This window comes from Bradyrhizobium oligotrophicum S58 (assembly GCF_000344805.1).
Classification (GTDB): domain Bacteria; phylum Pseudomonadota; class Alphaproteobacteria; order Rhizobiales; family Xanthobacteraceae; genus Bradyrhizobium; species Bradyrhizobium oligotrophicum.
The window spans coordinates 4,598,008-4,621,987 of record NC_020453.1; the positions used below are offsets into that span (position 1 = coordinate 4,598,008).

The 23,980-nt window shown below is 65.6% G+C and carries 24 protein-coding genes; 12 read left to right on the forward strand and 12 right to left on the reverse strand.

Features of this window, described 5'->3' with window-relative positions; all coding sequences use genetic code 11:
* The first annotated feature begins 257 nt into the window (after positions 1-257).
* The 4 genes from S58_RS19700 to uvrA all read left to right on the forward strand — a co-directional run bounded on the left by S58_RS19700 (position 258) and on the right by uvrA (position 6,183).
* Entirely contained in the window at positions 258-1,043 is a 786-nt protein-coding gene (locus tag S58_RS19700) for an outer membrane protein (protein WP_015667121.1), read from the forward strand.
* A gap of 214 nt (positions 1,044-1,257) precedes the next feature.
* Positions 1,258-1,986 carry an outer membrane protein gene (locus S58_RS19705; RefSeq protein WP_015667122.1) on the forward strand — a complete coding sequence of 243 codons (729 nt, stop codon included), beginning with the start codon at positions 1,258-1,260 and terminating at the stop codon, positions 1,984-1,986.
* A gap of 289 nt (positions 1,987-2,275) precedes the next feature.
* Complete coding sequence (locus S58_RS19710; RefSeq protein ID WP_015667123.1) at positions 2,276-2,911, forward strand: outer membrane protein; 636 nt, start codon at positions 2,276-2,278, stop codon at positions 2,909-2,911.
* Positions 2,912-3,189: 278 nt separating this feature from the next.
* Positions 3,190-6,183, forward strand: a complete 2,994-nt coding sequence (gene uvrA, locus S58_RS19715) for an excinuclease ABC subunit UvrA (protein ID WP_042339940.1) — start codon at positions 3,190-3,192, stop codon at positions 6,181-6,183.
* Between the two features lie 314 nt (positions 6,184-6,497).
* Here uvrA and S58_RS19720 read toward each other — a convergent pair whose 3' ends face one another.
* Both S58_RS19720 and S58_RS19725 read right to left on the reverse strand, forming a co-directional pair.
* A complete protein-coding gene (locus S58_RS19720) occupies positions 6,498-6,800 on the reverse strand; it encodes a hypothetical protein (protein ID WP_015667125.1) in 303 nt (100 codons plus the stop codon).
* Positions 6,801-6,979: 179 nt separating this feature from the next.
* Positions 6,980-7,966 carry a lipase family protein gene (locus S58_RS19725; protein ID WP_015667126.1) on the reverse strand — a complete coding sequence of 329 codons (987 nt, stop codon included), beginning with the start codon at positions 7,964-7,966 and terminating at the stop codon, positions 6,980-6,982.
* A gap of 275 nt (positions 7,967-8,241) precedes the next feature.
* Between S58_RS19725 and S58_RS19730 the strand changes: the two genes are divergently transcribed.
* Complete coding sequence (locus S58_RS19730; protein WP_015667127.1) at positions 8,242-8,886, forward strand: HAD-IA family hydrolase; 645 nt, start codon at positions 8,242-8,244, stop codon at positions 8,884-8,886.
* A gap of 283 nt (positions 8,887-9,169) precedes the next feature.
* On the opposite strand, the gene S58_RS19735 is transcribed toward S58_RS19730, so the two are convergent.
* The 4 genes from S58_RS19735 to S58_RS19750 form a co-directional block, all read right to left on the reverse strand.
* Positions 9,170-10,093 (reverse strand): YVTN family beta-propeller repeat protein, encoded by a 924-nt coding sequence (locus S58_RS19735; protein ID WP_015667128.1) that lies wholly within the window; start codon positions 10,091-10,093, stop codon positions 9,170-9,172.
* Between the two features lie 257 nt (positions 10,094-10,350).
* Positions 10,351-10,920 (reverse strand): SRPBCC family protein, encoded by a 570-nt coding sequence (locus tag S58_RS19740; protein ID WP_042339943.1) that lies wholly within the window; start codon positions 10,918-10,920, stop codon positions 10,351-10,353.
* A gap of 115 nt (positions 10,921-11,035) precedes the next feature.
* Positions 11,036-11,746: a UPF0149 family protein gene (locus S58_RS19745; protein WP_244440608.1), complete on the reverse strand. Its 711-nt coding sequence runs from the start codon at positions 11,744-11,746 to the stop codon at positions 11,036-11,038.
* Between the two features lie 675 nt (positions 11,747-12,421).
* Positions 12,422-14,491, reverse strand: coding sequence for a methyl-accepting chemotaxis protein (locus S58_RS19750; RefSeq protein ID WP_015667131.1), 2,070 nt, complete (start codon positions 14,489-14,491; stop codon positions 12,422-12,424).
* Between the two features lie 165 nt (positions 14,492-14,656).
* Here S58_RS19750 and S58_RS19755 point away from each other — a divergent pair, with 165 nt between their 5' ends.
* The 5 genes from S58_RS19755 to S58_RS19775 all read left to right on the forward strand — a co-directional run bounded on the left by S58_RS19755 (position 14,657) and on the right by S58_RS19775 (position 17,983).
* Complete coding sequence (locus S58_RS19755; protein ID WP_042340823.1) at positions 14,657-15,433, forward strand: transglycosylase SLT domain-containing protein; 777 nt, start codon at positions 14,657-14,659, stop codon at positions 15,431-15,433.
* 257 nt (positions 15,434-15,690) lie between these two features.
* Positions 15,691-16,797, forward strand: coding sequence for a cytochrome P450 (locus S58_RS19760; protein ID WP_015667133.1), 1,107 nt, complete (start codon positions 15,691-15,693; stop codon positions 16,795-16,797).
* Between the two features lie 144 nt (positions 16,798-16,941).
* Complete coding sequence (locus tag S58_RS19765) at positions 16,942-17,220, forward strand: DUF2312 domain-containing protein (RefSeq protein ID WP_015667134.1); 279 nt, start codon at positions 16,942-16,944, stop codon at positions 17,218-17,220.
* 156 nt (positions 17,221-17,376) lie between these two features.
* Complete coding sequence (locus S58_RS19770) at positions 17,377-17,727, forward strand: zinc ribbon domain-containing protein YjdM (protein WP_015667135.1); 351 nt, start codon at positions 17,377-17,379, stop codon at positions 17,725-17,727.
* Between the two features lie 64 nt (positions 17,728-17,791).
* Positions 17,792-17,983 carry a helix-turn-helix domain-containing protein gene (locus S58_RS19775; protein ID WP_015667136.1) on the forward strand — a complete coding sequence of 64 codons (192 nt, stop codon included), beginning with the start codon at positions 17,792-17,794 and terminating at the stop codon, positions 17,981-17,983.
* Positions 17,984-18,049: 66 nt separating this feature from the next.
* Here the strand turns inward: S58_RS19775 and S58_RS19780 are convergent, their stop codons facing one another.
* Positions 18,050-19,021: a VOC family protein gene (locus S58_RS19780; protein WP_015667137.1), complete on the reverse strand. Its 972-nt coding sequence runs from the start codon at positions 19,019-19,021 to the stop codon at positions 18,050-18,052.
* 448 nt (positions 19,022-19,469) lie between these two features.
* On the opposite strand from S58_RS19780, the gene S58_RS19785 reads away from it, so the two are divergent.
* Together S58_RS19785 and S58_RS19790 are read left to right on the forward strand one after the other, a co-directional pair.
* Positions 19,470-19,685: a hypothetical protein gene (locus tag S58_RS19785; protein ID WP_015667138.1), complete on the forward strand. Its 216-nt coding sequence runs from the start codon at positions 19,470-19,472 to the stop codon at positions 19,683-19,685.
* 226 nt (positions 19,686-19,911) lie between these two features.
* Positions 19,912-20,142, forward strand: a complete 231-nt coding sequence (locus S58_RS19790) for an FmdB family zinc ribbon protein (protein ID WP_015667139.1) — start codon at positions 19,912-19,914, stop codon at positions 20,140-20,142.
* Positions 20,143-20,172: 30 nt separating this feature from the next.
* Here S58_RS19790 and S58_RS19795 read toward each other — a convergent pair whose 3' ends face one another.
* The 5 genes from S58_RS19795 to S58_RS19815 all read right to left on the reverse strand — a co-directional run bounded on the left by S58_RS19795 (position 20,173) and on the right by S58_RS19815 (position 23,836).
* Positions 20,173-20,604 carry a Rieske (2Fe-2S) protein gene (locus S58_RS19795; protein ID WP_015667140.1) on the reverse strand — a complete coding sequence of 144 codons (432 nt, stop codon included), beginning with the start codon at positions 20,602-20,604 and terminating at the stop codon, positions 20,173-20,175.
* Between the two features lie 96 nt (positions 20,605-20,700).
* A complete protein-coding gene (locus tag S58_RS19800) occupies positions 20,701-21,423 on the reverse strand; it encodes a DUF3750 domain-containing protein (RefSeq protein ID WP_015667141.1) in 723 nt (240 codons plus the stop codon).
* Positions 21,424-21,588: 165 nt separating this feature from the next.
* A complete protein-coding gene (locus S58_RS36740; protein ID WP_015667142.1) occupies positions 21,589-22,440 on the reverse strand; it encodes an SH3 domain-containing protein in 852 nt (283 codons plus the stop codon).
* A 244-nt stretch (positions 22,441-22,684) separates the two neighbouring features.
* Positions 22,685-23,509: a DUF2066 domain-containing protein gene (locus S58_RS19810; protein WP_015667143.1), complete on the reverse strand. Its 825-nt coding sequence runs from the start codon at positions 23,507-23,509 to the stop codon at positions 22,685-22,687.
* Between the two features lie 30 nt (positions 23,510-23,539).
* Positions 23,540-23,836, reverse strand: coding sequence for a copper-binding protein (locus S58_RS19815; RefSeq protein ID WP_015667144.1), 297 nt, complete (start codon positions 23,834-23,836; stop codon positions 23,540-23,542).
* Positions 23,837-23,980 lie beyond the last annotated feature (144 nt).

Below are 23,980 nucleotides of genomic sequence, written 5' to 3' on the forward strand. Positions count from 1 at the left end.
CCGGAGGCCCCGGCCGATCGACCGTGGCGAGAGCTGATCAGCTTCAAACACCAAGGCTGCATCGTGCCCCGCCGCTGTCATGCGGGCCGCCGCCTCATTTACCTCCGCTTAAGCACGATCGGCACATCCCGCGCTGCGCTGGGCTGTGGTCACAGTTTTTAGAAATCAGTCTTTCCTACAACCAGAGCAGGCCACACGCGTGGGCCCGGATCGGAGGGATCCGGCGAGGGAAGACTTTGGGATTGGGGAGACGAGAGATGCAGAAGACAACTCTGATCGTGAGCGCGGGCGCCGCATTGCTCGGCCTGGCACCGGCATCGGCCGCCGACTTTGCGACGCGGCCCTATGGCAAGGCACCGCCGCCTGCCTATGTCACGCCGCTGCCGAGCTGGGCCGGGTTCTATCTCGGCGCCAATGGCGGCGCCGACTGGAGCCACAATTGCTGGACCCTGAATCGGTTCGGCGCCGCGGCGGTCGCGCCGACGCAGAGCGAAGGCTGCCATAACGCCACCAGCGGCCTCATCGGTGGTCAGGTCGGCTATCGCTGGCAGGCCGCGAGCTGGGTGTTCGGCCTCGAAGCCCAGGGCAATTGGACCGATCTGAAATCCTCCAATGCGAGCACCGCGGCGCTGACAACCGGCATCACCAACACCACCAAGACCGACGCCATTGGCCTGTTCACCGGCCAGGCCGGCTACGCCTGGGGCAACGTGCTCTGGTACGTGAAGGGCGGCGCCGCGGTCACGCACAACAAATACACCGGAACCGCCAACGCAGCAGCGCCCTTCCCTGTCGGCACGCAGCTGGATTCGGCGAGCGAAACCCGTTGGGGCGGCACCGTGGGTACCGGCGTCGAGTTCGGCTTCGCACCGAACTGGTCGGTCGCGGTCGAGTACGATCACCTGTTCATGGGATCGCGCGACATCAGCTTCCCGGCGACCGCGACCGTCAATTCACGCGTCGACACCATCAAGCAGGACATCGACATGGCGACGGTCCGGGTGAACTACCGATTCGGCGCCCCCATGGCGACGCGCTACTGAAGCAAAGGCAGCTCTCCGGAGCCTACCGCAAAGGCCGGCGCCCGCGCCGGCCTTTTTCGTGTCCGCAGCTCGGCACCGACGCGGCTATTTTATGTTAAATATTTGATATATAACGCTTTTTTGCCAATGTGGCGCGTGCGTTACAGCATCTCCGGGATGCCGCGTGTATGAACATTTCCATCGCTTGTCATTCCAACTCCCGGGGGAGAATTTGATGAAGAAGTTGCTTGTGATCACGACGGCCCTCGTCGGCATCGCAGCCGCCACATCCGCGTCGGCAGCCGACATGGCAGCGCGGCCTTACACCAAGGCGCCGCCGATGATTGCCACGATCAACGACTGGAGTGGCTTCTACCTCGGTATCAACGGCGGCTATGGATCGAGCCGCAACTGCTGGACGCTCGCGGACGGCCGCGCCGAAGGTTGCCACAACGCAACCGGCGGCACCGTCGGCGGACAGTTCGGCTATCGCTGGCAGATGAATTCGGTCGTGTTCGGCCTGGAGGCGCAGGGCAACTGGGCCGATCTGACCGGCAACAATATTACGCCCCTTTTCGCGCCGGATAGGAATCGCAGCAAGATCACCGCCTTTGGCCTATTCACCGGCCAGATCGGCTATTCCTTCGACAACGTCCTGCTCTACGCCAAGGGCGGCGCGGCCGTCACCGACACCAAGTACGAGATCTTTTCCGGCGTGATCAACACCGTGCTGGCCACCACGACCGTGCACAAGTGGGGCGCATCCGTCGGCGCTGGGGTCGAATACGCCTTTGCGCCGAACTGGTCGGTGGGCTTCGAATACGACCACCTGTTCATGGGCAACACGAACGTCCCGTTCCGCGGCGCCGTATTCGCCCAGACCGACAATATCAAGCAGGACGTCGACCTGTTCACCGCCCGCCTGAACTATCGTTTCGGTGGCCCGGTCATCGCCAAATACTGACCAGTTCCACAACCCGAACATTCAAAGGCCGGCGCAAGCCGGCCTTTTTTGTTGCGCTGCGGACACTGTTGGCTTTGCGTGACAGGCGGAACCCAAGCATTTGAGCGACAAAGGCTTTCTGCCGTTGCCCGTAGATCCCCGGTTTCGTCGCGGGTGTGGCTTTGAGGTGACGGCAATCTGCGCGGAACCGGGCTATAGGGGGACCGTCAACTTGAACGGGTGAGTCTGTTTCGTGCGTAAGAACTTCGGTGCGACGCGGACTGCTAGGACTAAACTGGAGAGAAGAAGAATGAAGAAGATCCTGCTTGCGACCGTGGCCCTGGCCGCCTTGGCCGCTCCCGCTGCCGCTGCCGATCTTGCTGCGCGTCCCTACACCAAGGCGCCGGTTGCCGCGCCGCTCCCGACCTGGGCCGGTTTCTACATCGGCGCCATGGGCGGTTATGCCACGGTTGAAGACAACGGTCCGGACGGCGGCCTCGCCGGCGGCACCATCGGCTACAACTGGCAGCAGGGCGCTCTCGTGTTCGGTCTCGAGGCGGACGCCGCCTGGGCGAGCATCAAGAGCGGCGAAGGCGTGATCCCGGGCTTCCTGGGCACCTTCAACACCAAGATTCAGGACACCGGCAGCGTTCGTGGCCGCATCGGCTACGCCTTCGGTCCGACCCTGATGTACGCCACCGGTGGTTACGCCTGGGCTGAGAACAAGCTGACCAACACGTTCCTCGGCGCCTCGGTTTCCGACACCAAGTTCCACAGCGGCTGGACCGTTGGTGCTGGCCTCGAATACATGTTCGCGCCGCAGTGGTCGCTGAAGGGTGAATACCTGTACAAGAGCCTCGGCAGCGAGAACTACTTCGTGAACAACATCGCCTCGGGCACCCTGAACCTGCACTCGGTTCAGGTCGGCGTGAACTACCACTTCTAAGATCGACGCCTCCGGGCCAACGCACACAGCCTCCGCTCTGCCAGAGCGGAGGCTTTTTCTTTGCGGAATCAAGCAGGCTGCATCGCGGAACCAGTCGCCCTCCTGCCATTCGCTGCCATTCCCCGAACGCATTGTTGATGATTCGCTGACGGCACTGGAAATCCGCGCCCGTTCTTCCTACGTTCCGACGATACCTTTCCCCTCTGGCGTCCGATGGCCGGCTTCCGGCAGAACGCGCCTGTAACGATGGCGTGATGCCGCGCCGTGGGACGATCGTCATGGATGAAGTGATCAAGGCCAAGCAGCGCGCGCAAGCCAATTCGTCGAGCCTGCGGGCCATCACCATCCGCGGCGCCCGCGAGCACAATCTCAAGAACATCGACGTCGAGATCCCACGCGACCGGCTGGTCGTGTTCACCGGGCTCTCCGGCTCCGGCAAATCCTCGCTCGCCTTCGACACGATCTATGCAGAGGGCCAGCGCCGCTACGTCGAATCGCTGTCGGCGTACGCGCGCCAGTTCCTGGAGATGATGCAGAAGCCGGACGTCGACCAGATCGACGGCCTGTCGCCGGCGATCTCGATCGAGCAGAAGACGACCTCGAAGAACCCGCGCTCGACCGTCGGCACCGTCACCGAGATCTACGACTACATGCGCCTGTTGTGGGCGCGCGTCGGCGTGCCCTACTCGCCGGCCACGGGGCTGCCGATCGAGAGCCAGACCGTGTCGCAGATGGTCGACCGCGTGCTGGCGATGACCGAGGGCACCCGCCTCTATCTGCTGGCGCCGGTCGTGCGCGGCCGCAAGGGCGAGTACAAGAAAGAGCTCGCCGAATACCTCAAGAAGGGCTTTCAGCGCGTCAAGATCGACGGCACCTTCCATGAGCTCGCCGAGGCGCCCACCCTCGACAAGAAATTCCCGCACGACATCGACGTCGTCGTCGACCGCATCGTCGTGCGCTCCGACATCGGCCAGCGCCTCGCGGAGAGCTTCGAGACCGCGCTGAAGCTCGCCGAGGGGCTCGCCGTGATCGAGTTTGCCGATGCTCCCGCTTCCGCCGCGCCAGCGGAGGAGAAAGAGAAGAAGAAGACCGCAAAGATCCACGACAAGAGCGGGCCCGAGCGAATCCTGTTCTCGGAGAAATTCGCCTGCCCTGTCTCCGGCTTCACCATTCCCGAGATCGAGCCGCGGCTGTTCTCGTTCAACAACCCCTATGGCGCCTGTCCGGAATGCGGCGGGCTCGGCGTCGAGCAGCATGTCGACGCCGACCTCGTCATCCCCGACAAGGACGCCACGCTACGCAAGGGCGCGATCGCGCCCTGGGCCAAGTCGTCCTCGCCCTATTATTTGCAGACGCTGACCGCGCTCGGCAAGTTCTACAAGTTCACCCTGGACACCAAGTGGAAGGACCTGCCGAAGAAGACGCAGAACGCGCTGCTGCACGGCTCCGGCGACGACGAGATCAAGTTCACCTATGAGGACGGCGTCCGCGCCTACGACACCAAGAAGCCGTTCGAGGGCGTCATCACCAACATCGAGCGCCGCTTCCGCGAGACCGAGAGCGAATGGGCGCGCGAGGAGCTCGGCAAGTATTTCAACGACGTGCCCTGCGCCGGCTGCAAGGGCTTCCGGCTGAAGCCCGAGGCGCTGTGCGTCAAGGTCGCCGGCAAGCACATCGGCGAGATCTCTGATCTCAGCGTCAAGGCCGCCGGCGAATGGTTCGCCGAGGTGCCGAAGCAGCTCAATGCGCAGCAGACGGAGATCGCCACGCGCATCCTGAAGGAGATTCGTGACCGCCTGACCTTCCTGCTCGATGTCGGCCTGAACTACCTGACCCTGGCGCGCTCCTCCGGCACCCTCTCCGGCGGCGAGAGCCAGCGCATCCGCCTGGCCTCGCAGATCGGCTCGGGTCTCACGGGCGTGCTCTATGTGCTCGACGAGCCGTCGATCGGCTTGCACCAGCGCGACAACGCCCGCCTGCTCGATACCCTGAAGCGGCTGCGCGACCTCGGCAACACCGTGATCGTGGTCGAACATGACGAGGATGCCATTCGGCTGGCCGACTACGTGCTCGACATCGGCCCCGGCGCCGGCACCCATGGCGGCCACATCGTCGCCGAGGGCACGCCGGCCGAGATCATGCGCAATCCGGCCTCGCTGACCGGCAAATATCTCACCGGCGAGCTCGAGGTCGAGGTCCCGGAGCGGCGGCCGCCGAACCATCGCCGCACCATCAAGGTCGTCAACGCCCGTGGCAACAATCTCAAGAACGTCTCGGCCGAGATTCCGCTCGGCCTGTTCACGGCGATCACCGGCGTCTCCGGCGGCGGCAAGTCGACGCTGCTGATCGACACGCTCTACAAGGCGATCGCGCGCAAGCTCAACGGCGCCAGCGAAGGCGCCGCACCGCACGACCGCATCGAGGGCCTCGAGCATATCGACAAGATCATCGACATCGACCAGTCGCCGATCGGCCGCACCCCGCGCTCCAACCCCGCGACCTATACCGGCGCGTTCACGCCGATCCGCGAATGGTTCGCCGGCCTGCCCGAATCCAAGGCGCGCGGCTATGAGCCCGGCCGGTTCTCGTTCAACGTAAAGGGCGGCCGCTGCGAGGCCTGCCAGGGCGACGGCGTCATCAAGATCGAGATGCACTTCCTGCCCGACGTCTACGTCACCTGCGACGTCTGCAAGGGCAAGCGCTACAACCGCGAGACGCTCGACGTGCTGTTCAAGGGCAAGTCGATCGCCGACGTGCTCGACATGACCGTCGAGGAGGCCGCCGAGTTCTTCAAGGCGGTGCCGCGCGTGCGCGACACCTTCGAGACCCTGCGCCGCGTCGGCCTCGACTACATCCATGTCGGACAGCAGGCCACCACGCTCTCCGGCGGCGAGGCGCAGCGTGTCAAGCTCGCCAAGGAGCTGTCCAAGCGCGCCACGGGGCGCACGCTCTACATCCTGGACGAGCCGACCACCGGCCTGCACTTCCACGACGTCAAGAAGCTGCTGGAGGTGCTGCACGAGCTGGTCGCGCAGGGCAACACGGTCGTGGTCATCGAGCACAATCTCGAGGTCATCAAGACCGCCGACTGGGTCATCGACCTCGGCCCCGAAGGCGGCGACGGCGGCGGCGAGATCGTCGCCTGGGGCCCGCCGGAGGACATCGTCAAGGCCCCGCGCAGCTACACGGGCCAGTTCCTGAAGCCGGTGCTGGAGAAGTCCGCCAAGCCGAAGAAGCGCACCCGCGGCGCGGCCAGCGAGGCGGCGGAGTAACATTGTAGCCCGGATGAGCGCAGCGATATCCGGGTTCACCACCAACTTTGGCGACGATCCCGGATATCGCTGCGCTCATCCGGGCTACGCGGCTCTTTCGTTCGTAATTCTCGAGCGACAAACAACACGGACAGCTCGCCGGTTCCGCGGCTCACGCCAGGAACTGTGCGACACAACGCACCGCTCACTTGTCCGCGAGCCGGTGATCCGCCGAGCCACTGCTGCAGACGTGGCGTGCATTCAAGACATGGCAAACCCGCCGCTCGGGTGCGAGCGACGGGTTTGATCGACTCACGCGATCCGCGTGACGGCAATTACCACTGCCGATAGACGCCGGTCAGCGTACCGTTATTGTTGCCCTGCGGGCCGACATCGCCTTGGGTCGAGCTCGGGGTGGGATGATTGGTGCCGTTGTAGCCGCGGCCCCAGGTCACCGGGCCCGGCCTGTACATCGGCGACGGCGCGGCGTCATAGACAGGCTCGGAATCGTAAGCCTGCGCCGGCGGCACCCAGGCCATCGAGTCGCCATAGCGGGCATAGCCCTGCGCGGATGCGGCGGCGGTGCCGAGCACCAGCGTTGCGGCAGTCAGCGCTGCCATCTTGATCGTGCGTTGCATGGGAGTCTCCTTGCTTCTGTGCGGGGTCAACCACCGCACTGCGGCAACCGTTCCTGCAACGCACGCTCACAATTGCCGTGATGAAATGTTGATCGGCGCATTCCGAAAGCCCCTTGCAGACCCGCTGAAGGCGGGCCTGCAAGTCCAGCTCGGATGAGAAAACGATCCGGCTCAGGAGCTCACGCCGCGACCGCGCGCGGCCGGGCTACGCCGGTCTTGGTGACGCCGGGCAGCGGCGGCGCCTTCGTGCCGGTGGCGTGCGGGAAATACTGCAGCTGCATCGAATGCATGTAGCCGGCCTCGGCGGTCCAGGAGTCGTTCGCCTCCGCGATCGGCGCAACGGTGAACAGGTCCGGATTGCTCGGCACGATCGACGTATAGGTCGGGATCGTCGCGCTGAGGAGCTCGAGCGGCAGATAGATCGAATAGTAGTTGGTGTCCTTCAGGACCGGACCCGGCGGCGAATAGGTGCCGAGAATCCCGGTCAGATTGGCCCAGCCCATCGGCACGATGTCGTTGCCGTTGACGGCCGCGTAATAGGTGAAATTCTTCGCGAACGCCGTCGCGAACCCGGCGGTCCACATCGTCGGAGCGGCGAAGGTGTGCGGCCACAGCGTGAACTTCAACGACGCGTTCAGCTTCGGCAGCTGGTCCTGCAGCCACGCCGTCGCCACCACGGCGAGCGCGCCGCCGAGGCTGTGACCGGTCACCATGAGCTGCAGATTCTGCTTGGCCGCCAGGCCGCGCAGATAGTCGAGCAATGACAGATCGGTCTTGGGATCGGTGAGCGCGATGACCAGCGCCAGCGCATCGTTGATCCCTGCGCTGATCTGCTGCGGCGCGCCGGCCTGCTGCGGATAGAGCCACGGCACGAGGAAGACCGCGTCGGCATCTGCGAGCACGTTCTCGAACGCGCCGGCGACCGAGCCGTCGACATCGGTGCCGCGGAAGGCCAGCGCGTAGCTGCCGTCGCTGCCTTGCGCGACATAGGCCAGAACGCCGTTGTTGACCGCAGGGCCCCAGGCCAGCGACCACGGACCGTTCGCCGCGCCTGACGGAACCGACTTGAGCAACGTGATGAAGTCACCGGGCTGGACCGTATCCAGCGCGTCATCGATATAGGCGAAGTACGACAAATACGCAGCAGCAACCTTGTTGAGGGCCATCTGAAAATCTCTCTGGGTCTGGTGATTGAAAAAAATGTCATCAAATTCTGCGCGGATGGAATCGATGATCCGCCAGAGCCGCATCATAACGGTTGGCACCTCGGATGCACATCACAACATGTTCAACCTGAGATCATCGAACCCGCCGCGGGCCTGCGTCACTCATAGGTCGCGGCTCATTGCGTCATGACCATCTCGTTGCTATGGCGCAAGGCTACGCGCCGACACTCACCGGCTACGATCTTCACTCATCCCGCCGAGCCACACGCGATCCGATGCCCTACTCCCTCGTCATCTTCGACCTCGACGGCACGCTCGCCGACAGCTTCCCGTGGTTTCGCGTCCACGTGAATACGGTCGCCCAGCGCTTCGGCTTTCGCCAGGTGAAGGACGAGGACATCGATGGGCTGCGCCACGCCTCGACCCGCGAGATCCTTGATTTTCTCAAGGTGCCGCGCTGGAAGCTGCCGTTCATCGCGCGCCACGCGCGCCAACTGAAGACGGCGCATGCAGCGAACATCCCGCTGTTTGCCGGCGTCGACATCATGCTCGACACGCTTGCCGCCAACGGCACCAGGCTCGCATTGGTCTCGTCCGACAGCGAGGCCAATGCACGCCAGAAGCTCGGATCGCGCGCCGGCCTGTTCGCCGATTTCGACTGCTCGGCCTCGGTGTTCGGCAAGGCGCGGAAGTTTCGCCGCGTGCTGAAGCGGCTGCGCGTCGACCCGGCCGAGGTCATTGCGATCGGCGACGAGACCCGCGACATCGAGGCCGCGCGCGCCGCCGGCATCGCCTTCGGTGCGGTGACATGGGGCTATGCCGCGGAGCGCGCGCTGCGCGAGCACCGGCCTGAGATGCTGTTCACGCGGATGGAGGAGATTGCGGAGCGGTTGGTGGTGCCCGCGGGTCGAAATCCGTAGCCTGCATGAGCAGCGACGACATGCAGAGATAATCACGAGCCTCGATACCTCCCCGGCGTCATTGCGAGCGCTGCGCCGCAGCGAAGCAATCCAGAGTCTTCGCGCGGCCCTGGATTGCTTCGCTACGCTCGCAATGACGGCGTCTGCAGATGCAACTCCATTCTCGCTACCTGCTTCACCGCCGCAGCCACGTAGCCCGGATGAGCGCAGCGACATCCGGGGTATCGCTGACGTCGGAGGAGAACCCGGATGTCGCTGCGTTCATCCAGGCTACACTCTCCAATCACCGCCGCAAAAACGCACCGAACGCGCGCGGGCCGTCGCCGACCTTGATCTCTCCGGTGACCTTCAGCGCGGCGACGTCGATGACGCTCAGGATGTTGCTTTCCCAATTGGCGACGATGATGCGCTGGCCATCCGCCGTCGCCTCGATGCCTTCCGGATAGTCGCCGACATTGATGCGCTTGAGCGGCTGCAGGCCCGCCAGGTCGAACACGCTGACCGTGCCGTCATACTGATCGGTGACGAAACCCCTGCCCTGCGCCAGCGCCACCGCATAGGGCCGCAGGCCGGTCTTGACGCGGCTGATCTCGCGGCGCTCGGCGAGGTCGATCACCGAGACATCGTTGGAGGCGACATTGGCGGTGTAGGCGCGCTTGCCCTCGGCATCGATGGTGACACCGAATGGCCGCGTGCCGACCTTGATGGTCGCAAGCCGCTGGCGCGTCGCGGTGTCGATCACCGACACCATGTCGTCGTCACGATCCGCCGACAGCAGCAGCTTGCCGTCCGGCGTCACCGCAAGCCCCGACGGCGAGGCGCCGACCGCGATGCTGCCGGTCACGGTCCGGGTCTTGGCATCGATCACGCGGATCGCCGCGTTGTACCAATCGGCGACGTAGACCGTCGCACCATCCGGCGCCACGGCAATGCCGAGCGGCCCGCCGCCGACGTCGATACGTCCGACCACCTTTCGCTCGGCCGCATCGACGACGCTGACGGTCTTGTCGTCCGGGCTCGCCACATAGGCGAAGCGCCCGTCGGCCGCGACGGCAACGCCGGCCGGCTTGCCGCCGATCGGAATCGTCGCCACCGGCTTCGAGGTCGCGAGGTCGACGATGGTGAGGTCGTCGCTGAGCTGATTGGTGACGAAGGCTTCTTCGGCGCGGGATGGGATGGCGATGCAGGTGAGTAAGGCGGCGAGCAAAGCACCAAAGATGCGATTTAAGAAACGATGCGGGCTGGAGCGCCGGGCTCGGTGCTCATCTCGCCCCGCCTGCGGGGGCGCGACGAGCTTCGCTCGCACTGAGAGGCCGGATTGCATCGAAGATGCAATCCGGGCGAGGGGGTACAGGTCTAACCACCCACACTTCCCGTGCGTCTGCCCCTCACCCCAGCCCTCTCCCCGTGAAGAACGTGGAGAGGGAGCGCACCGCTGACCAGGCGACATCTTCCGCCTCTCGCTCAGCTCCCGCTCTCCACCTTCTTCTTCAGGCCTTCGAGCCCGCCCTTGTAGAGCCCGCTGACCGCGTTGACGGCGGCCTCGTCGCTCAGCTCCGGCGGCGGGTCGTTGTTGGGGAAGCCGCGGTAGAACGCGCCGGTCCATTCGACGACGCTGCCCTTGCCGTCCGCGCTCGGCGTGACCGCGATGGTCGACGAGTAGTTCGTCACCGGCAGCACCTTCACGTCGACGGCGGTGATGCGATACGAATAGCTCATCTTCTCGGCATCAAACTTGTAGAGCTCCTCGTCGACGGTGGCGCCGCCCTTCAGGGTCAGCTTGCGCGTGGCGCCGATCTCGTTGCCCTTGTCGCCTTCGGTCTTGTCGACCACCCCGAGCCAGCTCATGTCCTGGAAGTTGCCGATCACGGCCCACACCTTGGCGGGCGCGGCGTTGATCTCGACATGCTCCTGCACCTTGCGCCGGGTCGGGCCATGCGCGTCCGCCGTCGTCAGGGTCGTGATTGTCAGGGCCGTCGTTGCGATCGCGAGCGCTGCCATTGCGGCCCGCGCCTTGCCGAACACCATCCTCATATCGTTTCCTCAACCAGTCTCATTGGCCCGCGCATCCGGCGCGGGCGGGCCCATCTTTGCACCGCACCAGATTGTTGCAACAAAAAAGACCGTGTCGTGGCGATCGGCGGCCGCCTCAATTCGCGCCGCAGCAGCGCTTGTATTTCTGGCCGGAACCGCAGGGACACGGATCGTTGCGGCCGACCTTGCCAAAGGAGGCGAACGGGTTGGGCTGCCTGGCAAAGTTGGTGAACGTGGGCACCGGCGGCCCGCTCTGCCGGTATTGATACAGGGTCAGCACCGCCTCGCGGATATCAGCCGGCGCATCGCGGTCGAGCTTGGCGTTCTCGACACGATCGTCGTCGAGCGCCAGCTCGATCGCCACCATCAGGCTCACAGCCGCGTCAGCCACGTCGCCGTCGATCTGCCGATAAGCCTTGAACCTCTCATGGCGAAGGTCCACGGCCGCCGCGAAGCCGTCGATCCACAGCTCCCAGACGACGTCGCCGTTGAAGGCGTCGATTGGAAAGCGCGGCTGGTACTGCTCCGGGTGCCGCGCGAGCGTCAGCGCGATCTCCCGGTGATAGTCCATGACCAGCCCGAGCACCTCATTGGTATGGTCGATGCTGATGAAGACGGAGCGATGCCCCTTGCCGAGCCCGAAGGCTGACGCGAACCATTCGCCCGGTGGAATTGGCTCGGGGAGCACGAGCAGGCCGGCGATGAAGCCGTCGAGCTCCTCCAGCACCATGGCGCGATCATCCAAGGCCAGGAGCGCCTGTTCGAGCTTGTCGTGGCGACCGATCTGCTCCGGCATGCTGCCCCCATCGTCCTTCGCTGCCGTCACGTCCCGAGTCGCCCGACGGGCACGCCGCGCACATGGCTGAGCCACGACGGAGCCGTTTTGACACCAAAATCGCCATGCGCGCAAAACCTAAATTTGCGCACGGGATCAGCGGCATCACCCCTGTCCAGTCCGGCGCGAAAAATATCCACCTTCCAATTTTCCGAAATTTCGGGTTTCCTGGACGCGTCCCGTCCTCGCGAGAGGGGCGCTTCGCGGTCGTCACGGGCGTGGAGGGCGGGATGCGATGGACGTCACGGACCCGGTGCTGATGCGCAAGACGACGGGTCTCGTGGCGGACGGCGAAATCGTGTGGTCCTGACTTCCCCACGCTGAGGTCAAGTGGGTGTCGATGCCTCCCCAGGCGTCGCGCCGATGACGGTGGCCAAAAAGCCCGGTGCACCGAGGAGCGCGCATAAGCCGTAAAGCCGTCGCTCAGGGAAGGCCGGTGGCGAGCTCAAGCGGTCGTCGCAACACCAAGTGTTTTCATTCCTGATAGCAACTCGTCAAGCGCCTCGGCTGAACCTGTGGTACCTGCCGCCTGCACTTCTTTCGCAGGCAGGCCATGGGTGCGGCCAGCGCCCGGCACTCCCCGCGCCCTCTCATCTCGGAGGGCAAACCAAGAGCAGGACTCGGGCGCAAATCTGCGTCGCGGGATCGCTCTCGCTCGGCGATGCCTTACGCCTTGCGCACGGTCCCGAGGAAGCCCTCGACCGCCACCCGAAACCGGTCGGCATCATCAGACATGCGGCGCACCGAATCGGCCATCGCAGCCCCCGCATTGCCGGTCTGCCGGTTGAGCGCAGCGACCGAGCCGATCGTGTCGGTGACGGCGCGCGTGCCTTGGGCGGCCTGCTGGAAGTTGCGCGAGATCTCGGTGGTGGCGGCGCGCTGCTGCTCGACGGCGGCCGCGATCGCCGTCATCTTCTCGTCGATGCCGGAGATGTTGAGGCTGATGGCGCGGATCGCCTCGACCGATTCGCCGGTGGCGGCCTGGATCTCGGCGATCTGCCGCGTGATGTCGTCGGTCGCGGTCGCCGTCTGCGCCGCGAGGTTCTTGACCTCGCCGGCGACCACCGCAAAGCCGCGGCCGGCATCGCCGGCGCGCGCCGCCTCGATGGTCGCGTTGAGCGCGAGCAGATTGGTCTGGCTGGCGATCGCGGTGATCATCTTGACGACCTCGCCGATGCGGTTGGCGGCACGGTCGAGCATCTCGACGGTGGCGTTGGTCTGCGCGGCCTTCTCGACTGCCTGGCGCGCATCGGCCGCGGAGGCCTGCACCTGCGATGCGATCTCGGAGACGGAGGCCGTCAGTTCCTCGGTCGCCGCCGCGATGGTCTCGAGATTGGTGGTCGCGGTCTCGGCGGCGCTGGCCACCGCTGCGGTCTGCTCGGTGGAATCGTCCACCAGCTTGCGGACGTCGCCGGCGCTGGAATCAAGCTGGCCGGTCGAGTTGCCCATGCTGACGATGACCGCCTGCACGGTATCGTCGAAGCTCCTGCAGGCGCTGTCGATCGCCTGCGAGCGCTCCAGCCGCTTACCCTGGTCCTGCTCGCGCTCCTGGGCGAGCCGGTCCGCCGTCGCGGCGCTCGCGCGCAGGCCCTCGAGCGCCGCGGCCATCGCGCCGAACTCGTCGGCATGGGCGAACTGCGCCACCGGCGTCTGATAGTCACGTTGGCCGATGCGCTCGATCGCCTGCATCAGCGTCCGAACCGGACGCACCAAGCGGACGCGCACCGCGCGCAGCGCCAGGGCGGCGACCAGCAGCGCAGCGACAAAGGCGATCGACTGCACGACCAGGCTGGTCAGCGCCGCGGTCTTCAGCGCCTCGGCGCGGGCGATCGACGCGTCGAGCGCGGTCATGCCGATGGCGATGATGCCGTTGAACGGGCCCTGGCAGAAGGCGTTCCATTCCGCCGGCGCCATCGCCGGCTTGCCGCTGCCGTCGAGACTCTTGGTGATCTGGTCCATGCGCTGATGCGCCGCTTCGACCTCCGCCCGCGAGCTCTTGACGACGGCGGCGAGCGCGGTGCTGCCGGCGCCGGCGGTGAGGTCGTCCAGCCCGCTCCAGCCGGCATTGATGGTGCCGCGGCCCTGCGCCGTCGCCAGCTTCTGGGCCTCCTCGAGCGGCTTGGAGCTGTTGATGTTGGGACGCAGCGCCGAGCACTGCAGGCCGTAGCGGTCGCGGACCTGCCAGGCGAGACGGCGCGCCTGCACCATCTGCGCGATCGCGGGATCCGTCATCCAGGCGCGGTTCGAGACGGCGAGCGACGCCGCATTGGCGGCATCCAGCGTCTTGGTCATCTGGTCGTACCAGGCATTGGTGCGCGCCAGCACCCGCTCGGCACGCGGCCGCGCGCCCTCGTCGAACAGCAGCTTGAACTGCGGCACCGTCGCGTCCCAGGCAGCCTTCAGCCTGGTCACGAGATCATCGCGCTCGGGAATGTCGAGACCGGCAAGGGCGGCGACGATGCCGTCATACCCCCTCGCCTCGACCCCTTGGAACTCGGTCAGCTTGGCGCGCGGGTCGTCCTCGCTGAGCAGCGCGCTCTGAATGTCGCCGCGGTGGGCGCGCATGACGAGGACGTTCTGGAAGATCGCCTTGTCGGCGGCGGCGAGTTGCTCGGTCGCGACGCTCTCGCGGTAACGCCCGGCCGCGCCGCTCATCAGGATCGCCGTGGACACCAGGATGCCCGCCGCCAGCACCGACAACAACACCATCAGCAGGGTACTGACCGACTTCTTCATCACGCACCGCCTCAACCACGAAAAGTGGCAGGATGACGCAATTGCACGAATTCTTCCTTAACCATGGACCGGCACAGAGGTCCCCGAGGTAATCAGTTGCCGAACACGCCTGCTCCACCGCAACAAAAAGCGCGCAAGCCGCGCCGAGCCACGCGATGGCGCGCCCTGCGCCGCGATGCGGCGCGGCTCGCGCAGCGCGGCGGGCGCTGGCTGCGCCGGGCTGCGGGCTCAGCGCCTCGGTGGTTGAGGATCGCGGCCGTCGTCATGCTCGCGCTTGGCGTCTTCGCGCTGGCCAATCTCGCCTATCACGTCGTCCGCAAGCCGACCGAACTGTTCGTGGTGACCGGCCATTCGCTCGACAAGGAGCCGGAGCAGACGTGGCGTGACTATGGCGCGCTGTTCCGCGCGCATGCGACGCGCTCGATCACGCCGGAACTCCTGGCCGCGCTGGCGCAGACGGAAAGCTCCGGCAATCCGGTGGCGCGCACCTATTGGCGCTGGCGCCTGGCCTGGAACCCGTTCGCGCTGTATCAGCCCGCCTCCAGTGCCGTTGGCCTGTTCCAGATGACCGATGGCACCTTCGCTGACGCCTCGCGCTTCTGCATCCGGGACCACGAGGTGGTCAGCGACGGCTGTGGATCACCAAGCCTGTACATCCGCGCCTGGCCCGCGCATGCGGTAGCGCTGACCGTGATCTCGCTCGACCGCCAGGTCGCCGCCGTGCTCGCACGTACGCCTGCCGCAAAGCCGACACCGCAGCAGCGGCAGGATCTCGCCGCTGTCATACATCTCTGCGGCGCCGGGCCGGCAGCGGGCTTCGCGCGCCGCGGGTTCAAGCCCGATGATGGCGAGCGCTGCGGCGACCATTCGGTCGCGGGCTATCTCGGCAAGGTCAACGCCATGAAGAAGCAGTTTCGGACTCTGGCGGCAGGTGGAGGCTAGGCGTTTGGAGGATGTGCATCCAGCCGCAGCATGCCGGCACGGCGTCTGTTCGCAGAGCGGCCGCTTCACGTCGAGGTGATGACGAACGAATGCACTGATTGATCCTGCGCCGCTGTGTCTTATCTCGGATGCTCACGATCTCCCAATGGTGGTGTTTCATGCTCTCCGATGCTTCAGCAACACGCCCGCAAGACTCCCCGCATCAGGTTCGGCCATCGGCGCGGACGACATCACAGCGTGACGATGCCGCGCCCGTCGTGCGGATCGACAGCTTCGCCGGTGCCCGCGAGGTGCTGCGCTGCCCGGACGTTCGGCAGGCCGGCTTCAACGCAGAGCTCGTCGCACGCTTCATCGGACCGGCACATGCGCCGGTGCTCTATCAGGACGGCGAGCCGCATCAGAAGCAGCGCAGCGCCACCGCGCGCTTCTTCGCGCCACGCGTGGTCGCGACCCGCTATCGCGAGCTGATCGAGCGGACCAGCCATGAGCTCGTCGCGCGCTTTCGCGCTGCCGGCCGCGGGCGCCTCGACGACATGAGCCTCGAGCTTGCGGTGGCGGTGGCAGCCGACATCGTTGGACTCACCGAGAGCGACAGGGCCCGCATGGCGGTGCGGCTGAACCGGTTCTTCAGCGCGCCCGTGTCGGGGCACGGCACGATCGCCACGCTGCGGCAGGCGCTGCTCGGCCAATGGCGGATGCTGAGCTTTCACTGGTTCGACGTGCGGCCGGCGATTCGCGTCCGCCGCCGGACGCCGCGCGAGGACGTGATCTCGCATCTGATCCAGGAGGGCTACTCGGACCGCGAGATTCTGACCGAATGTCTCACCTATGGCGCCGCGGGCATGGCAACCACGCGCGAGTTCATCGTGATGGCCGCATGGCGGCTGCTGGAGCGCGAGGATCTGAGGGCGCGCTTCCTGCAAGGCGATGAACAGGACCGTATGACGATCCTCGAGGAGGTGCTGCGGCTTGAGCCGGTCGTCTCCACGCTGAAGCGCCGTGCGACGCGTGATCTCGTGGTCGATAGCGGCGCGGGGCCAATGGCAATCGCCGCCAACAGCCTCGTCGAAATCGAGGTGGGCGCTGCCAACCGTGATCCGAGCGCGGCAGGCCCCTGCCCGCACCAGCTCGATCCCGATCGTGCACGGCCCGCGAAGGCCTCGGCGAGCCTGATGAGCTTCGGCGACGGCCCGCACCGCTGCCCCGGCGCGGCGGTCGCGCTGCATGAGGCGGCGATCTTCCTCGACCAGTTGCTGCGCGTGCCCGGCCTGCACCTCGAACAGGTGCCGGCGATGACCATCAATCCCGTCAGCTCCGGCTATGAGCTGCGCGGCGCCGTGATCGCGGTGGCTCCGCAGAGGTGATGACGCACACGCGGCATGGTCGCCGGCGGGCCGGGTTCCGCGTTAAGCACGTCGGCTTCGCGAGGTGTGGGGAAGCCCCTGATGTTAACAGATTGGCAACGAACTCCCGCGCATTTTCGGGGCCCCATTAGTGTAGGAGTCACCATGTCAGAGATCGGCATTCCCGGCGCGCGCATCCGGTCCTTCGTCGAGCGGATCGAGCACCTCGATGGCGAGTTGGCGGAGCTGAACGAGCAGAAGAAGGAAGTGTTCGCCGAGGCCAAGGGTGAAGGCTTCGACGTCAAGATCCTGAAGGAGATCATCAAGCTCAGGAAGCAGGACCAGGACGAGCGCGACGAGCACGAGACCCTGCTCGACACCTATCTGCGGGCCATGGACGCGGCCGAGAGCGCGCCCAAGGTCGCCGAGAAGAAAGCGGCGTGACGACGGGCTGGCTGGACCAGCGACGTCGTAGACAACGGCAGCGCGCGACGCTCCGGCAACGCGCGCTGTAGCTGCAGACCGGGCGGGATTTTCCTTGCCCGGTTCCATCCGAGCCTCTAACGCTGCACACGCTTCCAGCAGCGCCTTGAGGACGAGATGACCGACGCAACGACCTGCCCCCAATGCCATTCCGAACACGCCTATCAGGATGGCGCGCTGTGGGTCTGCCCGGAATGCGGTCACGAATGGAGCGGCGACGCCGCGAGCGCCGCGGCGGCCGACGACGATGCCAGCATCCGCGATGCCAACGGCAATGTGCTCGCTGACGGTGACAGCGTCATCGTGATCAAGGACCTCAAGGTCAAGGGCTCATCCTCGGTGGTCAAGGGCGGCACCAAGGTGCGCAACATCCGCCTGCAGGAGGCGAGCGACGGCCACAACATCGCCTGCAAGATCGACGGCATCGGTCAGATGAACCTGAAGTCGGAATTCGTGCGCAAGGCGTGAGACCCGTGACCTCCCGGAACATTCACGACGCCGCGGCGTTCGGATGAACAATGGGAGGATGGCCATGCTGACGGATAACCAGATCGCGACGCTTTCGGATATCGGCCAGGCGATCGCCTTCTCACCCACCCGACAGGACGAGCTCGACGACCTGATCCGCGAAGGCTACGTCGCCAAGGATGGCGACATCTACGAGCTGACGGCGAAAGGCCAGAAAGTGCTGACCGATCGCGGCGCCGGACTGAACGAGGCCTGAGACCTCGCAGACCGCGAGAACCCACAGCCTCTGGCCGATCAGCTCCATCGAGCAGGCTCCAACGCATCACACCCGGATCAGACGGACCTTGGTCCCCCAGGGATCGGCGGTCTCCAGACCGTTCGGTAGCGCCGTGAGGGTTGCGCCGGCATGACGCAGCCGCGCCTCCTGCGCTGCCAGCAGGTCTTCGCCCCTGACCTCGAAGGAGAACCAGGACAGCCCGGTGGTGCCGTCGTCGCGGCGGCCAGCGCCGGCGCTGCGCCAGGTGTTGGCGCCGATGTGATGATGGTAGCGGCCGGAGGACAGGAAGGCGGCGCGGTCGATCGTCCGAGTCGGGTTGAGGCCGATCAACCCGGTGTAGAAGCCGGCGGCCTGGCCGATGTCGCCGACCTTCAGATGCACATGACCGATGCGCAAGCCGTCGGGCGCGCACGCATAGTTGCTGGTGCGCGTATCGGTCAGCGCCACGAGATCATCGACGTCGAGCTGCTCGGTGCCCATCCTGACCACGCCGTCCTGCCACTGCCACAGCTTCGGCGGCCGGTCGGAATAGACCTCGACGCCATTGCCTTCGGGATCGTCGAGATAGATGGCCTCGCTGACATTGTGATCGGCGAAGCCGGTCAGCGGCGTACGGTTGCGCGCGACATGCACCAGCCAGCGCGCGAGGTCCTTGCGCGTCGGCATCAGGAAGGCGGTATGAAACAGCCCAGCCGCACGCGGCGATTCGCGGCTCGCCTCGGGCCGCGGTTCGAGTTCGATCAGCGGCACGCCACCAGCGCCGAGCCGGACTGACAGCGCCGTCCGCTGCAGGACGGAGAGGCCGAGGACGTCCCGGTAGAACGCTGCCACCTTGTCGGGATCGTTGACGCGCAAGGTCACCATGCCGATCCGGATCGGGGTCTGGCTGGCGAAGGTCGGGCCCGCGGCCGTACTTTCGCCGCCGCCTTCGGCCCGCGCGGCTGCAATGGCGGCCATCGTCATCGACGAAACGCCGGCAAGCTCGAGCAGCGCGCGTCGCGTGAAATCGGTGGTCATGAAATCCCCCAGAAATACCCCGTCTTCCTACGGAACTGCCGCCCGCTGGCGCAAGCCTGCCCATCGGGCGGGCCCGTCACGTCGGTGTGAAGCCACGGTTTTCGGCAATGGGGCGAACACGGCATCCAATCCTGCGATACGCAGCCGTTGGCGAACGATGCAGGACTGCGCAAGCGCTGCCTGTTGTTTGACATCGCCCGATTACGCTCCACCCGGTGGCCCGAACGGAAAGGCGCAACGGCGAGCAAACAGTCGACTCATCAGCAGCGAAGGCACGCCAAAGAGTGAACGATGCGTGATGTAAGCAGTGAATCCGTCACGCTTTTGTAGCCATGAAGTGACACCCGTACCAATCCTTTCCGTAGCAACACGGCGTAGATTCATAACTTGGCATGAACTCTGCTTTCTCGATCCTTACCGGGTCCCACTCTGAAGAGGCAGAATCAACGTGCTCGTCACTCTCGTCGCAATGCTCTGCAACGGCCAACTCTGCATGGAGAAGGTTGTTACCAACAGCGAGATGTCCGGCATCACGATGACATCATGCGCGGTCAGTGCGCAGATCGGAATCGCAGACTGGATGTCCAAGGGTCCCTATCACGAGTGGCGTCTCCAAAGTTACAAGTGCGTCGCCGGCACCTATGTGCCGAAGACCCACGCCTGATCGGCTGCCCTGGCCGGCCGGTGCCCGGATCCCCGGGGACCGGCGGCCTTGCCGGCGGTCGCGCATGGCGCCTGTCGCGTGTTCGACGCACGCGGCGTCGCGTTCGTCACATGCCCGGCAGCAAACTGGCCATTTGCATGCAAATGAGCCCCGAATCGTCGCCTTGGGCGGCGTTGCGGCTGGCCCGCTTCGTGCAAAGCCTCTCGCGTGAACGAGGGGATGCGTCATGCCGTTCTACAGCTTTCATTGCGCGACCTGCGCAGAAGATATCGAGTTGCTGGTCGGGCTTTCGGAAAAGCCGGTCTGCCCGACCTGCGGCGGCCGCAAGCTCACCCGCCTGCCCTCGCTGCCGGCAGCGCCGGCGCGCAGCCCTGGCCTGATCAAGGCGGCGCGCGCCCAGGCCGCACGCGAGGGGCATCTCAGCAACTACAGCCGCAGCGAACGCAAGAAGCGCTGATCGAACGTAAGCCAGCCGTGGGGCAGATCCTCAGTCCGAGGTGATCTGCACTTCGGGGACGTCGTCCTCGGGATCGTCGATGTCGAGGCCGTCCTCCTCGTCCAGATCGATGCCGGAGAGGCAGACATCGCCGTCATCGATCACGAGGTGGATCGGCTCCAGCGCCTTGCCCTGGCAGGGCCCGATGAAGCACTGCCCGGTATCGAGATCGAACTGCGCGCCATGCTGGCTGCAAACGAGGAAATTGCCTTCCTCGTCCATGAACTCGCCCGGACGCTTGTCGAGGCGCGCGCCCTGATGCGGGCAGGCATTCTCGAAACCGTAAAAGTTGTTGCCCTTGCGCGTAACCAGGATCGGCCAGGGCTTGGCGCTGCCATCTGCATCGCGCCGCTGCAGGACGAATCCTTGCGCCGTGCCGTCGTCGACCTCGTAGGTCGCGCAGATCGCGAACAGCGTGTTCATGCCGTGCCTCCTCTGGCGCATCCACGACATCGCGGGCGCCTCGAGGACAGCCGCAGCAAGCAGCATGCCAGCCGCTTTGTCAGAACAGACGCGCCCTCAAGCCAGGGGCATGCCGAGCCGGCCGATCCCGGGAAATTTCAGCGCCGGCCGACGCCAATCGACGCCCAGAACTCCGCCAAAGACGTTCAGCTCGAGGCCTTCGATCCAACCGACGGTAATGCCGAGATAGCCGCCGAGCGACAGGAACAGGCCGGTGCCGGACGCCGTGCGCCCCCACCAGGCGTCATAGGGGAAGTCCTTGCCGATCGCGGTCGGCGGCAGCACGGCGTTCAGCTCGGGCACCGCATTGAGCGTCGCCTGGACAAAGGTGTTCGAGTTCGGGCCCGGCCAGGCGTTGTAGTCGCCATAGGCGCGGAAGCGATAGCCCTCGACGACGCTCCGGATCTTCGGGATCACGCGCTCGGCCTCGTCACCATCGACGGCCAGCACCATCTCGGGCAGCGCCCCAAACCAGCGCCCGTCGGGCGCGAAGCCGTCGACACGGATCGGCTCGCCCCAGGCCGTGTAGTCATAGCGCGTATAGCGCGGGGCGCCCTTCTCCTTGACGACGATCCAGCTGTGGACCGCGAAGATGCCGCGCCAGCGCACGGTGCGCGCAGCGAATACGCGCACGATCGCGTCGGCATGCTGTGCAGGGGACGGCAGCAGGCCCGCGCTCGAGCGATCTGCGGACTGCCAATTGCCGCGGCGATCGCCACGCAGATAGTTCGCGGCGGACAGTGAGATGGGCGTGATGATGAGCAGCAGGAAGAGGAGCACGAGCTTTTTCACGGCAGGCGGAGATGACGATGTGAGGATAAGTCTGATGTAGTCATCCTCTCCGATCGCGCCAGCCAGCCGGGCCCTACAAACATGGTCCGCAAAGTTCACAATCAGGACACCAGCATAACGAACTCGCTGGTTGCGCGCTGCCGGCCGTGGAGGCTAGTGCCGGCGGAATCCACCGCCTGACCCTGACCGACCACCACCACCACCACCACGGGGACCGCTGGCGCCCATGTGCGGAGCACTCATCGCGGTGCCTCCGGCGAAGTGAGCAGGTGTGCCGATCTGCGGCGCGCCGCCGATCGTACCCCGCATGCCGCCCATCTGCGCCCGGGCGCTCTGCGGCGAACCGCCGCCGCGTCCCATCGCCGACTGCGTGGTTTGAGCCGGCGTCGCGGGCTGCGATGCCGCTCCCATCGCGGACCTGGCTCCGCCAGGACCTGCGACCGGCGCTGGCGATCCCGTCGCCATGCGGGGAGGTGTGACGGACTGGCCGCCAGCTCCAGCTGCGGCGCTCGCTGCGCCAGCGGGCTGCGCCACGGCGCCCGGACCACGCCCCGGACCGGCCGGGTTCATGCCCGGTTGTTGCGGATTTTGGGCTGTGACGGGCTGACGATGCCAATAGCGATTCCAGAACGCATGCCGATGGAACCACGGGCGCCCGATGTAGAACGTGCTCCAATAGGTCGTCAGCACGAACGGCGTAACCGGCACGTACTCGACATATTCCGGAAGGACCACATATCGCTCGCGGTACAGATAGGAGAGCGTTCGCGCCGCCACCCAGCCGCGCTCGCGTTCGAAACTGACGTCGCACCACGCGCCGCCCTCGATGCAGCCATGGATGGTAACGCGGGCGCCCGCTGGAATGCGCTCGACGACAGGAAAGCCGGAACCTGGGCCTGCGCGCATCGTCGCCGAGGTGCGCACCAGTCCGGTGGAGGCGACAGCCAGCGATGTCGTCGTCGCGATCAGCAGCGCTGCCAACAGACACGATCTGAATCTCACCATGAGCACCTCCTGTCTGCTTGCGGGAGCGCAGCTGAGCGCGACATGCTTGCTCCGCATGCGCAGTTCGCCCGCTTCGGCATGAACCGAAGGGGATGGTGACAGGCTATCGCGCCAACCTCACGGCGCTACGGTGGACGCGGCGATTTGCCCGCGCCTCATTGGATCCGCTTGAAGGTGGGAAGATCATCACGCGGCCTCAGCGGCGATGCGCCGCGCCCATGATTCCGCCATAGGCAAGCGCGTCTCAGGGCGCGCCATTGCCCGAGAGGATCTGTCCGACGCCGCCCAATCCGCGGCGAAATGCTTCGTCGAAAGTCACGCCACGGATCTGCCACTCGTGCTGCTGTCCCGCCGCGTCGAGCCGCCACTGCGCGACCCAGACGAGTTCGTTGTCATCCCAGGTCAGGCGTCCGAACAGCTTCGCCTCTGCGCCGGGCAGCAGCGCGAACAGGTCCGCGGTCGGACCATCGCGCAGATCGGCCCTTCCAGGATCGACCTTCGCGAGCATTGACGACGTGGGCAGAACGATATCGAGGCCGCGCTTTGCCGCCGCAGCCCGCAGCGCGTCACGCTGCAGGTCGGATTGCCGGTCATCCGACACGACCAGAAAATTCCTGCCGCCGGACCTCATCGCCACGATCACGGCGACGGCGGGACGCGGCGCCAGCCACGGCTTGACGCCCAACGACGCGAGCAGATCGTCGATCTTCGTGCGGTCGAACGATGTGGTCAGATCGTAAGAGCGATCGCGGGTGCCCTGCTCGTCGTGCTTCGGCTTCCCCGACTTCTGGTCATGATAGTCGAAGCCGGTGACGAACTCGCTCGCCCGAGCCTTGAGCGGTGACAGCCGCGCGTCTCCGCTGAGCTGAAACGCGCCGGACACCTTGATCAGCACGTCCTCCAGACAGATCGCAAAGCCTGCCCGGCGGTTGTCCTCGCCCTGCCCGGTCACGATGGTCTGAGCGCGATAGAGGTCGTCGGTCTCTGCCCTAGCGCCATGACAGAGCCCGACGATCAGCCACAGCGCGAGGCACCATGCACCTCGCCGGAAAGCACCGCGCCGTCCCATCTTGTCGCTCCGCTCGCAGCGGGTGAACGGCTATTTTTGCCGGTCGAGCTTGATGATCGTCTTCGTGCCGTTACCGTCAGCGGTCGAGAACGTGACGCGATCGCCGGCGTGGACCTCCTCGATCATCGCATTGTCCTTGACCTTGAACTCCTCGGCGGCGGACGCATTCGCGCCCACGGTTCCACTCTGAACGCGCTTGATCGCAACGGTTCCATTCAGGCGGTTGATTCCCGTTACGACGCCCGTGGCACCCTGCTCTGCAGCAAGCGCAGGCAAGCTCCACGCAAGAGCTGCGACCGTGGCCAGAGTCATTCTTGCTGCTTTCATCGCTGTTCTCCTGCTGTCTGGTCCGCGGCAGACAAGACGCCACGAACCCCTTTTGGTTCCCGAGTTCAGTCTACCTGCTTTGATTATACTCGCAGATGAACGCGGCCGTTTGACGGACCGCAAGTTGAAACGGTCATCCCCGCG

What these genes read in the sequence shown, in the direction of transcription:
- S58_RS19750 (WP_015667131.1), bottom strand. Translation starts at nt 14,491, where the DNA reads ATGAAGAAGTCGGTCAGTACCCTGCTGATGGTGTTGTTGTCGGTGCTG.
- S58_RS19730 (WP_015667127.1), top strand. Translation starts at nt 8,242, where the DNA reads ATGCCCTACTCCCTCGTCATCTTCGACCTCGACGGCACGCTCGCCGAC.
- S58_RS19705 (WP_015667122.1), top strand. Translation starts at nt 1,258, where the DNA reads ATGAAGAAGTTGCTTGTGATCACGACGGCCCTCGTCGGCATCGCAGCC.
- S58_RS19725 (WP_015667126.1), bottom strand. Translation starts at nt 7,966, where the DNA reads ATGGCCCTCAACAAGGTTGCTGCTGCGTATTTGTCGTACTTCGCCTAT.
- uvrA (WP_042339940.1), top strand. Translation starts at nt 3,190, where the DNA reads ATGGATGAAGTGATCAAGGCCAAGCAGCGCGCGCAAGCCAATTCGTCG.
- S58_RS19720 (WP_015667125.1), bottom strand. Translation starts at nt 6,800, where the DNA reads ATGCAACGCACGATCAAGATGGCAGCGCTGACTGCCGCAACGCTGGTG.
- S58_RS19710 (WP_015667123.1), top strand. Translation starts at nt 2,276, where the DNA reads ATGAAGAAGATCCTGCTTGCGACCGTGGCCCTGGCCGCCTTGGCCGCT.
- S58_RS19775 (WP_015667136.1), top strand. Translation starts at nt 17,792, where the DNA reads ATGCTGACGGATAACCAGATCGCGACGCTTTCGGATATCGGCCAGGCG.
- S58_RS19780 (WP_015667137.1), bottom strand. Translation starts at nt 19,021, where the DNA reads ATGACCACCGATTTCACGCGACGCGCGCTGCTCGAGCTTGCCGGCGTT.
- S58_RS19700 (WP_015667121.1), top strand. Translation starts at nt 258, where the DNA reads ATGCAGAAGACAACTCTGATCGTGAGCGCGGGCGCCGCATTGCTCGGC.
- S58_RS36740 (WP_015667142.1), bottom strand. Translation starts at nt 22,440, where the DNA reads ATGGTGAGATTCAGATCGTGTCTGTTGGCAGCGCTGCTGATCGCGACG.
- S58_RS19795 (WP_015667140.1), bottom strand. Translation starts at nt 20,604, where the DNA reads ATGAACACGCTGTTCGCGATCTGCGCGACCTACGAGGTCGACGACGGC.
- S58_RS19815 (WP_015667144.1), bottom strand. Translation starts at nt 23,836, where the DNA reads ATGAAAGCAGCAAGAATGACTCTGGCCACGGTCGCAGCTCTTGCGTGG.
- S58_RS19770 (WP_015667135.1), top strand. Translation starts at nt 17,377, where the DNA reads ATGACCGACGCAACGACCTGCCCCCAATGCCATTCCGAACACGCCTAT.
- S58_RS19810 (WP_015667143.1), bottom strand. Translation starts at nt 23,509, where the DNA reads ATGGGACGGCGCGGTGCTTTCCGGCGAGGTGCATGGTGCCTCGCGCTG.
- S58_RS19740 (WP_042339943.1), bottom strand. Translation starts at nt 10,920, where the DNA reads ATGAGGATGGTGTTCGGCAAGGCGCGGGCCGCAATGGCAGCGCTCGCG.
- S58_RS19765 (WP_015667134.1), top strand. Translation starts at nt 16,942, where the DNA reads ATGTCAGAGATCGGCATTCCCGGCGCGCGCATCCGGTCCTTCGTCGAG.
- S58_RS19790 (WP_015667139.1), top strand. Translation starts at nt 19,912, where the DNA reads ATGCCGTTCTACAGCTTTCATTGCGCGACCTGCGCAGAAGATATCGAG.